Genomic DNA, 13268 nt, shown 5'->3' on the forward strand with positions numbered 1-13268 from the left:
GATACATAGATGCAACCGGGTTCCTATGTTCAAAAGCAATTAGACAGTGTGGGCGAGTCCATACATAGGAGCGGCCTTGTGTCGCGATGGGCTGCAAAGCAGCCCCAAGTTCTTTCAGGCTCCCGCCACCTCGGCACACTGCGCCTCCCGCTGCATCGACTCCAGGTTGCGCTCGATCGTCTCGCAAATGCTGTCCATCTGGATCTGGTGCTCACTGAACCGGAACGGGCTCTGCAAATCCGTGCCAATCCGCTCGATGGCCAGCAACATGAACCCCACCACCGTCGAAGCCAGCGGCGTGAACCAGCCCAGCGACTCCACCAGCCCCACTGGCACAATCAAACAGAACAGGGTGATGAACAGCCGCGGAAAATACACATAAGGGTAGGGCAGCGGCGTATTGGCAATCCGCTCCATGCCGCCCTGGGCATTGGACAGGTCGACCAATGTCGACTCCAGTCGTGCCAGGCGAATGCTGTCCAGCCGCCCGGCCTGGTATTCCCGCGCCAACAGGGCCGCCGAACCGCCGAGAATGTCATTGGCGAAGTTGTTCGAGCGGTTACGCCGTTCAAACTCGGCCGGCGGTATGAAGGCCATCAGTTCATCCGGGCAGCTTTCACCCTTCAAGTGAGCCGCCAGGCAGTTCACATAGGCGATATGCCTGCGCAACAGCGTGGCCTTGACCGGGTTCAGGCCGTCGTCAGGGTCATCGATCAGGGTCAGCGTCTGCCGCGCAAAACTGCGCGACCCGTTCACCAGCGCCCCCCACAAGGTACGCGCCTCCCACCAGCGGTTGTAGGCGCTGCTGTTGCGAAAACTCACCAGCACCACCAGCGCCGAGCCCAGCAAGGTCAACGGGATCAGCGGCAAGGTGAACTTGCTGTTGAAGAACAGCATGAAGTCGATGGTGACCAGCACATCCCAGATCAGCAGCCAGAACAGCGACCAGCCGATGTAGCCGATGGTCTTTACGACCAGGCGGTACTTGCGGGTGATGATGTCTTTCACGCGGGGTACCTCGGAATGCAGGGGATGCAGGATCGGACGCCGAGGGGCGTCGAAGGTTCGGGTGCCGAATGTTGCAAGGGATTTAGGAGCTGATGTGAAGAGAAAAGTCTGACCTGGTTATGAGAAGTGCCTGAATTCCCATCACGGATGAGGGGCGACAGAGTTGAACACTTCAATACTTGAAAAATGTGTATCCGTACGGATACGATTGGGTGAGCGCTTGGTGTTTCTCGTAGAACAGACGGAGAGTTTTGCAGCTTGGCTGTCCAGCTTGAGAGATTTAAGGGCTCAGCTTGCGATTGGTCGCAGACTGGAGCGAGCGGCGATGGGCAATCTAGGTGACTTCAAATGGCTTGGAGGCGGTATTGGTGAGCTGCGGGTCGATGTGGCAGCCGGGTATCGTGTCTATTTCACGCAAAAGGGAAACAGGCTGGTTGTGTTGCTGGTTGGCGGCGACAAGTCCACCCAAGCTGCCGATATTCTCAAGGCCCGAAAGCTGCTGAAGGAGATGAAATGAGCGAAAAACTGATTCCGTTTGATATTGCAGCGCTGTTGAACAGTGATGAGGCGATCAGTGAGTACCTTAGCCAGGTGCTATCAGATGGTGATACCGAGGAAATCATTCGAGCATTGGGACATATCGCGCGTGCACGAGGGATGACCCAGATCGCTGCTGAAAGCGGCTTGGGGAGAGAAAGCCTTTACAAGGCTCTGAGCCCTGGCGCAAAGCCGCGGTTTGACACTGTCTTGAAAGTCATTCGAGCCTTGGGTGTCGACCTTCTCGTTCAGCCGCATGCCGTGCCCCGTTAGCTGAACACCTGCCTCATCTGCACCAGCGCCACCCGCGTGCCATTCCAGGCCTGCCGTTCCTCGATGCCGAACGGCACAAAGCCCAGTTGTGGATAAAGCAGCAACCCCGCAGTGTTGTGATTGAAGCATGACACCCACATTTCTGTGGCTGCATATTGCTGGCGGGCAAGTTCTATCATGGCGCTAACCAGGTAGCGCGCTACCCCAAGGCCGCGCACGCTGGGCACCACTACCACATTACCCAGGGCGCACACGCCGCCGTGTTCGGCTTTGTAGAAATTGGCGAAGGCCAGGATCTTGCCGTTGCCTTCCACCACCGTGGACCCACTGCGCTGGGCGATGGCATCGCTCAACTGGGCCGGGGTGAGGGGGTAAGTGGCTTTGGGGAACATGTAGAACAGTTCGTCCGGGCTTTGCGGGAAGCTGCAGATGGCGGGGATGTCGTCGGGCTGGACGGGGCGGTGGGTCAGGTGCATGGCAGGTCCTTCTTGCGCTGGCTGTCAGGGCCTCTTCGCGGGCAAGCCCGCTCCCACAGGTACTGCACAGGTCTCGAAGCCTGTGCAGGTCCTGTGGGAGCGGGCTTGCCCGCGAAAGGGCCATCAGCCTCACATCATAAGCCGCTTTCCATCCACAAGCGCGACCCGGCCGGCCTCACCGCTTGGCGGCAACCGCCACGTAGCCTTTGACCGCAGCCGGTGCCTGAGGCTTGCCCTTGTTTGCCGTCAGGTACTGAAAGCGCCGCCATTCCTTGTCGATCTCGTTGAACGACATGAACACGCTGATGCGCTCCTTGCCAGCCAGATCCGGGCGCTTGCCGGCATCGATTTCGCTCGTAGGAATGATGGCGACGTTGATCCCGAGCACCTTGCCGTCATCGGCGAACACTGGCCCACCCGACATGCCTTTGGTGATCGGGCCGTCGTGCACCGAGTAGAAGACGCTGCCTGGCGTGCCCTCAAGCCTTACCAGTGATGGCATTGCATGGCCCTTGCCCTGCATCGGCATCATGAAGCTGTTGAAACCCACCGCTGTCACCGCCTCGCCAGGCACATACTGGCGCCAGAGCGGCACGCTGCTGGCCTTGTGCTTGAAGAACACCACGTCACCGAGGCCCTCGTGGACCACGTTGCGCAGGAAGGGGGTGTGTTTGGCGGTTACCGCGTAATCCTCGTTCCACTGGATGGCACTGGCCATCAGCAACATCGGCAACGGGGCACCGGAGGTGACCACGAAAGCCTGGCTGTAGACGGGATCGGAAACGTACGAGGTTGGCACTCCATTGCACCCACTGAGCAGCATCATTGCCGCCATGCAGGGCGCGATTGTTTTCATGGGTCACACAGGGCGTGGTGGGAAGTGAGCGCAACTATGGCTAAGTGCCATTAAGGTATCAATACTTTCGGCATATATCCGATGAATGACAGCTTAAGTGCTAGTCAGGTGGGCGGCCAATAGAATGCGGGTATGGCTGCAGGCCCTGAGGTCAATGGCGCGGCGCCAATTTGGGAAAAAAGCGAGTGGCTGTTCTGGCAAGAATGAGCTGTGTTGGGCTGTATTGAGCTATATTGAGCTATATTGAGCTATATTGAGCTATATTGAGCTGTGTGCGGAGACCTCATAATGTTGACGAGCAAGATCTTGCTAGCCCTGACGAATGGACAGACCCTCAGTTCACGAGAGCTTGCAGAGCGCTTGAGCGTCAGTTGGTCAACAGTCAAGCGGCATCTGGATGTACTGTTGGGGGCTGGCGAGATTGAAAGGCAAAGAGAGGGAAGGACTGCCCGTTACCGGCTTGTCTCGCCCCCATCCCAATCTTTCCCGGATGTTGTGCAGACGGGCTTTCTTTGGTCGCCAGAGAGTTGCTCTCTTCGAGCGTCCCTGCTTCAACCGCTTGCGATGCGAGAGATAGTCACCTATCAGCGAAGCCTCGTTGACAGCTACCTTCCCAATCAAACTGTCTGGCTTCCGAGTGAGCTTGCCGCCGTGCTTGAGGTTGAGGGCCGAATGAAAGGGCAACAGCCGGCAGGCACCTACGCGCGCAAGGTACTGGAACCTTTGCTGATTGATCTCTCCTGGTCATCTTCACGGCTGGAAGGTAACCGCTACAGCCTGCTCGACACCGAGCTGCTGTTCAAGAACGGTGTTACTGATGGCGACCTGGATGCAGTCATGCTGCTGAACCACAAGGCGGCCATCGAGTTCATGGTTGATGCTGTCCCGGAATACGGCCTGAATGCAGCGGTAGTTCGTAACCTGCATTCCCTTCTGATGCAGGATCTGCTGGCGGACAGCTGTGCCTTGGGCAGTATACGCCAGACAGTGGTCAATATCAGTGGCACCACTTACTTTCCCACCCAGCTTCCCTCGCTGCTGGAAGAGATGTTCGAGGAGATTCTCGACAAGGCCCGGAGGATCAAGAGCCCTGTCGAGGCAGCCTTCTTTTTATGGGTTAACCTCGCGTATTTGCAACCCTTTGAGGATGGCAACAAACGTACAAGTCGGTTGGCTGCGAACATCCCCTTGATGCTCTACAACTGCGCGCCGCTGTCATTCCTGGATGTGCCGATGGAGGACTATGCGTTAGCCATGATGGGAGTTTATGAGCAACGCAATATGGCCATGGCAGTGGATCTGTTCGTCTGGGTTTATCGACGATCCATCAGCAAGTATGGGGTGATGCTTGAGGCCATGGGTGTTCCTGACCCGGTTCGCTTGCAATACCGAGAAGCACTGAACGAGGCTATTGGTGCCGTTGTGCGCGAAAAGCGGTGTGCGGGGGAGGTTGTGGCTGAACTGCTGTTGTCGGATCAGGAGAAGTTGCGATTCGAGCCTCTCCTGCGAGCGGAGCTGGATGCTCTCGCGCTCCATAATTGTGCCCGGTATCGGCTGAGCATGAAGCAGGTCAGTGACTGGATCGGTGCCGGACGACCCTGCTAGAGTTGATTTCATGAAGGTGTCGAGTTTATGGATTTGTGATTGCGAGCTTGCTCTGGAGGTAAGCTCAAATGTGGCGGTTAAACTAGGCAAAGCTATTTTGCGAAGGATCATTTAATGGCAAGAGACGATTTCTCTGAAGATACAAAGCGTAGACTTGCTGCTAGAGCCGGAAATGTTTGCTCAATGCCAGGGTGCGGGCTCGCTACCAGTGGTCCTAGTGAAGAAAGTTCGTCTGCCTCAGCCAATACTGGCACAGCGGCGCACATCTGCTCGGCATCCTCTGGTAGAGGTGCGAGGAGGTATGACCCAGAACAGACTTCCGAGCAGCGTTCATCTATTGAGAATGGGATTTGGTGCTGCGCCACCCACGGCAGATTGATCGACTGTGATGAAGTGAAGTACACCGTTGAGCAACTGAAAATATGGAAAAGGATAGCGGAAAAAAAAGCCGAAATCAGGCAATTTTTTCAAGGCGTTGAGCTTGACGGAAGTAGTCAATTGTTCGCTATTGGTATGGCGCCTAGTACACTACGCCTTGAGAGAGGGGCTGAGTATAGGGAGTTAATCGCGGATGCCATTTCAGATTGTTGCGTCAAGGCAATATGGGGAAAGCCTACATATGATGCTTTGAAGGACTTTTTAATAGAGTGTGTTAGAAATGTTTTTGATCACACTGTTTCTACTGAAGTAGATGTTGCGTTCGGCAAAGGCTCAGTTAAGATTTTGTATTCCTCAGAACCATTCGATTGGGAAGTTTTAGCCACGCCTGGGGCGGGGCGCGGAGGAGGCGAAGCTTATCGTGCGTTACTTGACGTGCTGAGAGTGAATGCTATCAGTGCATGCCATGATGATAGAGGAATAAATACAATTTATATTCCTTTCGCAAATAATTCGTCTGAATTGGCTGAGTACAATCCTTGTGTTATTGATCTTCCCAGATTCGAACTTTGGATGAAGCTGATGGAGGACGATTTGGGTGACGAAAATTTGTTAAAGTGCAACAGGCTGTACGTAGTGGCCCCAAAACATGTGACTTACAGTGATGTCCCGTGGGCGCAAGAAATTATCAAGATGAAGCGGAAGTTAGGTAAGAAAATAACCATATTTTTACCTGATGCGTCAGCTAAAGTGGCATCTTACTTTGAGGAGCATCTCGATGAGGTTGAAGTAGTAGCATTTTGAGTATGTAGAAATACGTAAATCAGCGTATCTGTTATTGGTCTTGAGGTGACTAAGGCTTCGATCGGGATAGAGCCGTGGGCCCATCGAGTCGCGATGACTGGAGGTAGAGCCCGTACAGGAATAATTGATCTGATAATCGTTATCATCTAAGGTGCCATCCTCGCCCGGAGGGATGCCCCGTGATTAACGACGATCTGAGTCAGGTCTATGCCGAGCACAATGGATGGCTCAAGCAGTGGCTGTACCGCCGGCTGGGCTGCTCGGCGCAAGCTGCCGACCTGGCACAGGACACCTTCCTGCGGATACTACAGGCCCAGCAGAAAGCTGGCGCGAGCTTCAGCCTGCAACGCCCCCGTGCCTACCTGGCAACGGTCAGCCGGCGCCTGGTCCATGACCATTTCCGCCGCCAGTCACTGGAGCGTGCCTATCTGGAAATGCTCGCGCAATTGCCTGAGTTGTTCGCGCTGTCCGCCGAAGACCAGTGGGAAATGCGCGAAACCCTGCAGCAGCTGGACGCACTGCTCGACACCTTCAAGCCGGTGGTGCGCTCGGTGTTCCTGCTGGTGCAACTGGAGGGCCTGACCTACATCGAGGTAGCGCGCCGTCTGGGCATTGGCGAGCGCACGGTCAAGCGGCACATGGCCAACGCCCTGCAAGCCTGCATCCTCTTCGAAGACGATTTCTGATGCCCAGCCAGCAACTGCGCATCACCCCGGAAGTAGCTCGGCAAGCCGCCAACTGGCACATGTTGATGCTCGACGAGGCCGTCAGCCCGGCCCAGCGCGCTGCCTGTAGCCGCTGGCGCGCGGCGGCGCCCGAGCATGAGCGGGCCTGGCAGAAGGCACTACGGGTTCAGGCCCGGTTGGGCATGTTGCCGCAGCAACTGGCCATGGGCACCTTGAACCGTGAACGCCGGCAGTTGATGAAGCAGATGCTGGCGTTGGCTATCGTCGCGCCGCTTGGCTACGTGGGATATCGCCAAATCGTGCCTTACGGCGCCTACGCCACCGGTGTTGGCCAGCACAAACAGCTAACGCTGGCAGATGGCACGTTGCTCGACCTGAATACCGATACCGAAGTGGATGTGGATTTCGATGCCCGGCAACGCCTGATCAGCCTGCGCCGTGGCGAGATCCTGATCGAAAGCGGGCCGGACAGCAGCAGCCCCCGACATCGGCCACTGAGGGTTACCAGCGAGCAGGGGCTGCTGGAAGCCTTGGGTACGCGCTTTCTGGTTCGTCAGCGCGAAGGCGCGACCCAGCTGGCCGTGTTTGAGGGCGCGGTGCTGATTACGCCAAACCATGGGCCACGGCAAACCCTTGCCGCTGGCCAGCAAGTGACGTTCGATGGCAAAGGGGAGGGCGCCGTTGCCCCTTCACGTGAGCAGGACAGCCAGTGGACCCGCGGTCAGCTGGTGGTCGACGAGATGCCTTTGCGCAAGTTCCTCGGCGAGCTGGGGCGGTATCGATCGGGCTGGCTGCGTTGCCAGCCCGAAGTCGGGCAACTGCTGATCAGTGGCGCCTTCCAGCTGGAAAACACCGACGCCATCCTCGCTGCGCTATCCGCCACGTTGCCGGTGCAAGTGGATTACCGCACCCGCTACTGGGTCACGGTAAAACAACGTTAATGAGAATTGGCCCGTTTTCGCAACTCATCAGTCCTTACCTGTGGAACTGCCACACATAAAGGGACAATTTCTCAATGATCCGCTCTTCTTCACCGGTCGCCACGACCGATTTCCGTATGGGTAAGGCTCGCGTGCCGGGTTATCGACGTGTGCTCGCCCTGAGTGCACTGGCCATCGCTTTGCAAGGTGCCGGCGTGCATGCCCTGGCCGCGCCCGTGCAGGCGCCGCAAGCCTATAGCATCGCGTCCGGCAGCCTGGCCCAGGTGCTGGCTCGCTTCGCCAGTGAGGGAGGGTTTACCCTGCAATACACCTCGGAGCTGACCCGTGGCATGTCCAGCCCGGGGCTGCAGGGGCACTACGCTATCGAGGAAGGTTTCCAGCAATTGCTGGCGGGGACCGGCTTGCAAGCGGTGCGTCGTGGCAACAACGTCTATGGCCTGCAGCCCCTGCCGCTAGGTGGCGCTTCTGGTGGCGAGGCCCTGAACCTCGAGCCGCTGAACATCAACGGTATCCAGGACAGTGCAACCACCGAAGGCTCGGGCAGCTACACCGCCAGCGCCGTCACCATCGGCAAGGGCACCCACCGCCTGAAGGACATCCCCCAGTCGGTCAGCGTGGTCACGCGCAAGGCCATGGACGACCAGCGCCTCGATACCCTGGATGAAGTGCTGGAAAAGACCACGGGCATTACCACCTTGCAAAGCCCGTCCGGCGGCAAGTACATCTACTCCCGTGGTTTCGAGGTGGAAACCATCCAGTACGACGGCGTGCCACTCGACCGCCGGTACTACGCCATCGGCAGCAGCTTTACATCCGACACGCTGTTGTACGACCGTGTTGAAATCCTGCGGGGTGCCAACGGCCTGCTGCAGGGCAGCGGCAACCCCGGTGCTGCCATCAACCTGGTGCGCAAACGGCCGAAAGCCGACCCGTTCTTGTCCGTTACTGCCAGTGCCGGTTCCTGGGATACCTATCGTCAAACTGTCGATGCCGGCGCCCCGCTCAATGCCGATGGTTCGCTGCGTGGCCGTGTGGTGGCCGGTCACGAAGACCAGAACTACTTCTACGACACCGCCGAAAGCCGCAAGAACGTGCTTTACGGCATCCTTGAGTACGACCTCGGCGCCGCCACCACGGTGGCGGCGGGTGCCAGTGTCGAAGACCTGCATTCCACGCCATTCTTCAGTGGCCTGCCGCGCAACAAGGACGGCAGCGCCGTGAACGTCAGCCGTTCCACCTACACCGGTGCCGACTGGAACAAATGGGATAACAAGCAGACCACCTATTTTGCCGACGTTACCCACGACTTCAACGAAGACTGGCGCCTGAAGGCTTCCGGCAGCTACATGCGCGAAACCAACTACATCCTCTACAGCTTCGGCCGAGGTGCCGTCGACCCGGCCACAGGCGACGGTATGCGCTCGCGTGCCTACATGTACGACTTCGAGAACATCAACAAAGGCGCCGACATCAACCTGACCGGCAAGTGGCGCGCCTTTGGCCGGGAGCACGAAGTGGTGGTAGGCGCCAACGCCAGTGACTTGAAGACCGACGACTTGCAAGGCGGCTTCCTGAACCTGGGGCCGATGAACATCTACGACCCGGTCTCGCCGCAGCGTCCGACCCAGGACCAACTGCTGGGCAATGGCACTACCAACACCTACCCCGGCACTTCCAAAGGTAAGATTCGCCAAAACGGGTTGTACGCTGTCACGCGCTACAAGCTGGCCGACCCTTTGACCCTGGTAGTGGGTGGGCGCACCAGCAATTACACCTATGATTACGAACTGCACCGTTTCAACGGCGTGTCGCCAACCCCGGCCCATTCGCGCGAAAGCGGCGAGTTCACGCCTTATGGCGGGCTGATCTACGCGCTGAATGACCAGTGGTCGGCCTACGTGAGCTACGCCGATATCTTCAAGCCGCAAACCGAACTGAGTGTGGACAACGCGCCGCTCAAACCCATCGACGGCGCCAACTATGAGATGGGCCTTAAAGGTGAGCTGTTTGACGGCCGTGTGAATACCAGCTTTGCGCTGTTCCAGGTCGACCAGGAAAACCGCGCCCAGGCCGCGGAGTGCGGGGTGAACGGTGGTGAGAACTGCTATGTGGCCGGTGGCAAGGTGCGCACCCAGGGCCTTGACGCAGAGATCAGCGGCGAGGTGCTGGACCGCCTGCAACTGTTTGCCGGCTACACCTACACCCACACCGAGTACCGCAACGACCCGGCTGATGGCGAGTCGCAGGCCGGCGGCACCTTCAACACCTATACGCCCAAGCACCTGCTGCGCTTCTGGGCGGACTACAACCTGCCTGGCGAACTGGCACCTTGGACCGTGGGTGCTGGCGCCAACATCCAGAGCCGCAACTACCACGGCAACTTTGGTGGTACGGACGGGATAGCCAAGATTGAGCAGGCGGGGTATGCCATCTGGAACGCCCGGGTGGCTTACCAGATCAACAAGAACTTCAGCGTGTCGTTGAACGGCAACAACCTGTTCGACAAGAAGTACTTCTCCAGCGTTGGTTGGCTGTATGCGGCGAACTATTACGGGGATCCGCGCAACTACACCGTTACCCTGCGGGCGGATTTCTAACGGCTGGCCGGGTTCGCTGTGGGAGCGGGCGAGCCCGCGAAGCAGACGACGCGGTGGATGGCACCGGCTTTGCCGGTGTTCGCGGGCTTGCCCGCTCCCACAGAGATTGCGCGAGCTTGAAGATTTTGAATAAGACAGTTGCTCTCACAGGCGCGACAACACCCTGAAGATTGCGCAATACCTGTGGGAGCGGGCGAGCCCGCGAAGAATCCAGCGCGGTGGTTGGCACCGGCTTTGCCGGTGTTCGTGGCTAAAGTCCAACAGGGGCCGCATGGCGCTGGCAGCCATGGGGCTCGCTGCGAGAAAACGCAGGCGAAAAAAAACCGACCATAAGGTCGGTTTTTTCCGGATCTTGGTGCCCCGAGGGAGACTCGAACTCCCACTCCTTTCGAAAACGGATTTTGAATCCGCCGCGTCTACCAATTCCGCCATCAGGGCAGTGGCGCGCAGTATAGAGAGGTGCCGCTGGTCGGTCAATCGGCTTTCATGGTCAATTTTCACACATTGGGCTAAACTTCCCGGCCCTGCCGAACCGAACATCATCATGCGCGTCGCCGATTTCTCCTTCGAACTCCCTGATTCCCTGATCGCCCGCCACCCGTTGGCCGAGCGCCATGGCAGCCGTCTGCTGGTGCTCGATGGGCCGACCGGCGCGCTTTCGCACCGGCAATTCCCCGACTTGCTCGACCACCTGCGCCCCGGCGACCTGATGGTGTTCAACAACACCCGGGTGATCCCGGCGCGGTTGTTTGGCCAGAAAGCCTCCGGCGGCAAGCTGGAAGTGCTGGTCGAGCGCGTGCTCGACAGCCACCGGGTGCTGGCCCATGTGCGTGCCAGCAAGGCGCCGAAAGAAGGCGCGGTCATCCTCATCGATGGCGGTGGCGAGGCCGAAATGGTCGCGCGCCACGACACGCTGTTCGAGCTGCGCTTCACCGAAGAGGTGCTGCCACTGCTCGACCGCGTCGGCCACATGCCGCTGCCGCCCTATATCGACCGCCCGGACGAAGGCGCCGACCGTGAGCGCTACCAGACCGTGTACGCCCAGCGTGCCGGTGCGGTTGCAGCGCCCACGGCGGGCCTGCATTTCGACGAGGCGCTGCTGGAAAAGATCGCCGCCAAGGGCGTGGAGCGGGCCTTCGTGACCCTGCACGTGGGCGCTGGCACCTTTCAGCCGGTACGGGTCGACAAGATCGAAGACCACCACATGCATAAAGAGTGGCTCGAAGTGGGCCAGGATGTGGTCGATGCCATCGAGGCCTGCCGCGCCCGTGGTGGCCGGGTGATCGCGGTGGGCACTACCAGCGTGCGTTCGCTGGAAAGCGCGGCGCGCGATGGCGTGCTCAAGGCTTTCAGTGGCGACACCGACATCTTCATCTACCCAGGCCGGCCATTTCATGTGGTCGATGCCCTGGTTACCAACTTCCACCTGCCGGAGTCCACGCTGCTGATGCTGGTCTCGGCCTTCGCCGGCTACCCCGAGACCATGGCCGCCTACGCGGCGGCGGTCGAGCACGGGTACCGCTTCTTCAGTTACGGTGATGCCATGTTCATCACCCGCAATCCGGCGCCACGTGGCCCCGAGGATCAAGCATGAGTCGCACCTGTCGAATGTCCTTCGAACTGCTGGCCACCGACGGCAAGGCCCGTCGTGGCCGCATCACCTTCCCACGTGGCACCGTGGAAACCCCGGCATTCATGCCGGTGGGTACCTACGGCACGGTCAAGGGCATGCTGCCACGCGATATCGAGGCCATTGGCGCCGAGATGATCCTGGGCAACACCTTCCACCTGTGGCTGCGCCCGGGCACCGAGGTGATCAAGAAGCACAACGGCCTGCACGACTTCATGCAGTGGAAAGGCCCGATCCTCACCGACTCCGGTGGCTTCCAGGTGTTCAGCCTGGGCGCCATGCGCAAGATCAAGGAAGAGGGCGTGACCTTCGCCTCGCCAGTCGATGGCTCGAAAGTGTTCATGGGCCCGGAAGAGTCGATGCAGGTGCAGCGCGACCTGGGCTCGGACGTGGTAATGATCTTCGACGAGTGCACCCCGTACCCGGCCGAGCACGATGTGGCGCGCACCTCCATGGAGCTGTCGCTGCGCTGGGCCCAGCGCTCGAAGAACGCCCACGCCGACAACACCGCGGCGCTGTTCGGTATCGTCCAGGGCGGCATGTACCAGGACCTGCGCATGCGCTCGCTGGAAGGCCTGGAAAACATCGGCTTTGACGGCCTGGCCATCGGCGGCCTGTCGGTGGGCGAACCCAAGCACGAAATGATCAAGGTGCTGGATTACCTGCCGGGCCAGATGCCTGCTGACAAACCTCGTTACCTTATGGGGGTAGGCAAACCGGAAGATCTCGTTGAGGGTGTGCGCCGCGGCGTCGACATGTTCGACTGCGTGATGCCGACGCGTAACGCGCGCAACGGCCATCTGTTCGTCGATACAGGGGTGATCAAGATCCGCAACGCGTTCCATCGCCACGATGAATCGCCGCTGGATCCGACCTGTGACTGCTACACCTGCACCAACTTCTCCCGCGCCTATCTGCATCACCTGGACAAGTGCGGCGAAATGCTGAGCAGCATGCTGAATACCATCCACAACTTGCGCCATTACCAGCGCTTGATGGCCGGTTTACGCGAGGCTATTCAACAGGGTAAATTGGCCGCCTTTGTCGACGCCTTCTACGCCAGGCGCGGGCTTCCCGTACCGCCCCTGGACTGACTGTTCGCACACATTATTAGAAAATTACATTAGGAGTGCCCAATGAGCTTCTTGATCCCCGCCGCATACGCGGACGCAGCAGCACCTGCCGCCGGCCCAGCCGGTACCGGCTTCGAGTGGATTTTCCTGGTCGGTTTCCTGGTCATCTTCTACCTGATGATCTGGCGCCCGCAGGCCAAGCGTGCCAAAGAGCAGAAGAACCTGCTGAGCAACTTGCAGAAAGGTGACGAAGTTGTCACCAACGGCGGCATCGCCGGCAAGATCGTCAAGGTTTCCGATGACTTCGTGGTACTGGAAGTGTCCGACACTGTCGAGCTGAAGTTCCAGAAGGGCGCCATTGCGGTAACCCTGCCAAAAGGTACGCTCAAGGCTATCTGAGTTAC

The 13268-nt window shown here is 58.9% G+C and carries 13 protein-coding genes and 1 tRNA gene; 10 read left to right on the forward strand and 4 right to left on the reverse strand.

What is annotated here, in order from left to right:
• Positions 1 to 114 precede the first annotated feature (114 nt).
• On the reverse strand, positions 115 to 1008 hold the full coding sequence (locus ACIQUI_RS15180) for a bestrophin family protein (protein WP_403199901.1): 894 nt from the start codon (positions 1006 to 1008) through the stop codon (positions 115 to 117).
• Positions 1009 to 1231: 223 nt separating this feature from the next.
• On the opposite strand from ACIQUI_RS15180, the gene ACIQUI_RS15185 reads away from it, so the two are divergent.
• Positions 1232 to 1525 carry a type II toxin-antitoxin system RelE/ParE family toxin gene (locus tag ACIQUI_RS15185; protein WP_403199903.1) on the forward strand — a complete coding sequence of 98 codons (294 nt, stop codon included), beginning with the start codon at positions 1232 to 1234 and terminating at the stop codon, positions 1523 to 1525.
• Complete coding sequence (locus ACIQUI_RS15190; RefSeq protein ID WP_391124405.1) at positions 1522 to 1818, forward strand: addiction module antidote protein; 297 nt, start codon at positions 1522 to 1524, stop codon at positions 1816 to 1818. The genes ACIQUI_RS15185 and ACIQUI_RS15190 overlap by 4 nt, the downstream gene beginning before the upstream one ends.
• Here ACIQUI_RS15190 and ACIQUI_RS15195 read toward each other — a convergent pair.
• Positions 1815 to 2294, reverse strand: coding sequence for a GNAT family N-acetyltransferase (locus tag ACIQUI_RS15195; protein ID WP_403199907.1), 480 nt, complete (start codon positions 2292 to 2294; stop codon positions 1815 to 1817). The two genes, ACIQUI_RS15190 and ACIQUI_RS15195, sit on opposite strands and share 4 nt — an antisense overlap.
• Before the next feature lie 175 nt (positions 2295 to 2469).
• The gene (locus tag ACIQUI_RS15200; protein ID WP_403200186.1) at positions 2470 to 3117 is read right to left on the reverse strand and encodes a trypsin-like peptidase domain-containing protein; all 648 of its coding nucleotides are present in this window, start codon (positions 3115 to 3117) and stop codon (positions 2470 to 2472) included.
• A gap of 321 nt (positions 3118 to 3438) precedes the next feature.
• Here ACIQUI_RS15200 and ACIQUI_RS15205 point away from each other — a divergent pair, with 321 nt between their 5' ends.
• The 5 genes from ACIQUI_RS15205 to ACIQUI_RS15225 all read left to right on the forward strand — a co-directional run bounded on the left by ACIQUI_RS15205 (position 3439) and on the right by ACIQUI_RS15225 (position 10161).
• The gene (locus ACIQUI_RS15205; protein ID WP_403199910.1) at positions 3439 to 4755 is read left to right on the forward strand and encodes a Fic family protein; all 1317 of its coding nucleotides are present in this window, start codon (positions 3439 to 3441) and stop codon (positions 4753 to 4755) included.
• Between the two features lie 114 nt (positions 4756 to 4869).
• A complete protein-coding gene (locus ACIQUI_RS15210) occupies positions 4870 to 5937 on the forward strand; it encodes a hypothetical protein (RefSeq protein ID WP_403199912.1) in 1068 nt (355 codons plus the stop codon).
• Positions 5938 to 6116: 179 nt separating this feature from the next.
• The gene (locus ACIQUI_RS15215) at positions 6117 to 6623 is read left to right on the forward strand and encodes a sigma-70 family RNA polymerase sigma factor (protein ID WP_403199915.1); all 507 of its coding nucleotides are present in this window, start codon (positions 6117 to 6119) and stop codon (positions 6621 to 6623) included.
• Complete coding sequence (locus ACIQUI_RS15220; protein WP_403199918.1) at positions 6623 to 7564, forward strand: FecR domain-containing protein; 942 nt, start codon at positions 6623 to 6625, stop codon at positions 7562 to 7564. The genes ACIQUI_RS15215 and ACIQUI_RS15220 overlap by 1 nt, the downstream gene beginning before the upstream one ends.
• 116 nt (positions 7565 to 7680) lie before the next feature.
• Entirely contained in the window at positions 7681 to 10161 is a 2481-nt protein-coding gene (locus ACIQUI_RS15225; protein WP_403199920.1) for a TonB-dependent siderophore receptor, read from the forward strand.
• Positions 10162 to 10514: 353 nt separating this feature from the next.
• Here ACIQUI_RS15225 and ACIQUI_RS15230 read toward each other — a convergent pair.
• Positions 10515 to 10599, reverse strand: a tRNA-Leu gene (locus ACIQUI_RS15230).
• A gap of 106 nt (positions 10600 to 10705) precedes the next feature.
• Between ACIQUI_RS15230 and queA the strand changes: the two genes are divergently transcribed.
• Genes queA through yajC form a run of 3 tightly spaced genes read left to right on the forward strand, consistent with a single transcriptional unit; the run spans position 10706 to position 13263 of the window.
• Complete coding sequence (gene queA / locus ACIQUI_RS15235; protein ID WP_403199922.1) at positions 10706 to 11755, forward strand: tRNA preQ1(34) S-adenosylmethionine ribosyltransferase-isomerase QueA; 1050 nt, start codon at positions 10706 to 10708, stop codon at positions 11753 to 11755.
• Between the two features lie 14 nt (positions 11756 to 11769).
• On the forward strand, positions 11770 to 12885 hold the full coding sequence (gene tgt, locus ACIQUI_RS15240; RefSeq protein WP_403200189.1) for a tRNA guanosine(34) transglycosylase Tgt: 1116 nt from the start codon (positions 11770 to 11772) through the stop codon (positions 12883 to 12885).
• A 42-nt stretch (positions 12886 to 12927) separates the two neighbouring features.
• The gene (gene yajC, locus ACIQUI_RS15245; protein ID WP_403199925.1) at positions 12928 to 13263 is read left to right on the forward strand and encodes a preprotein translocase subunit YajC; all 336 of its coding nucleotides are present in this window, start codon (positions 12928 to 12930) and stop codon (positions 13261 to 13263) included.
• Positions 13264 to 13268 lie beyond the last annotated feature (5 nt).

It is taken from the genome of Pseudomonas sp. NPDC090592, assembly GCF_044769185.1.
Taxonomy (GTDB): Bacteria; Pseudomonadota; Gammaproteobacteria; order Pseudomonadales; family Pseudomonadaceae; genus Aquipseudomonas.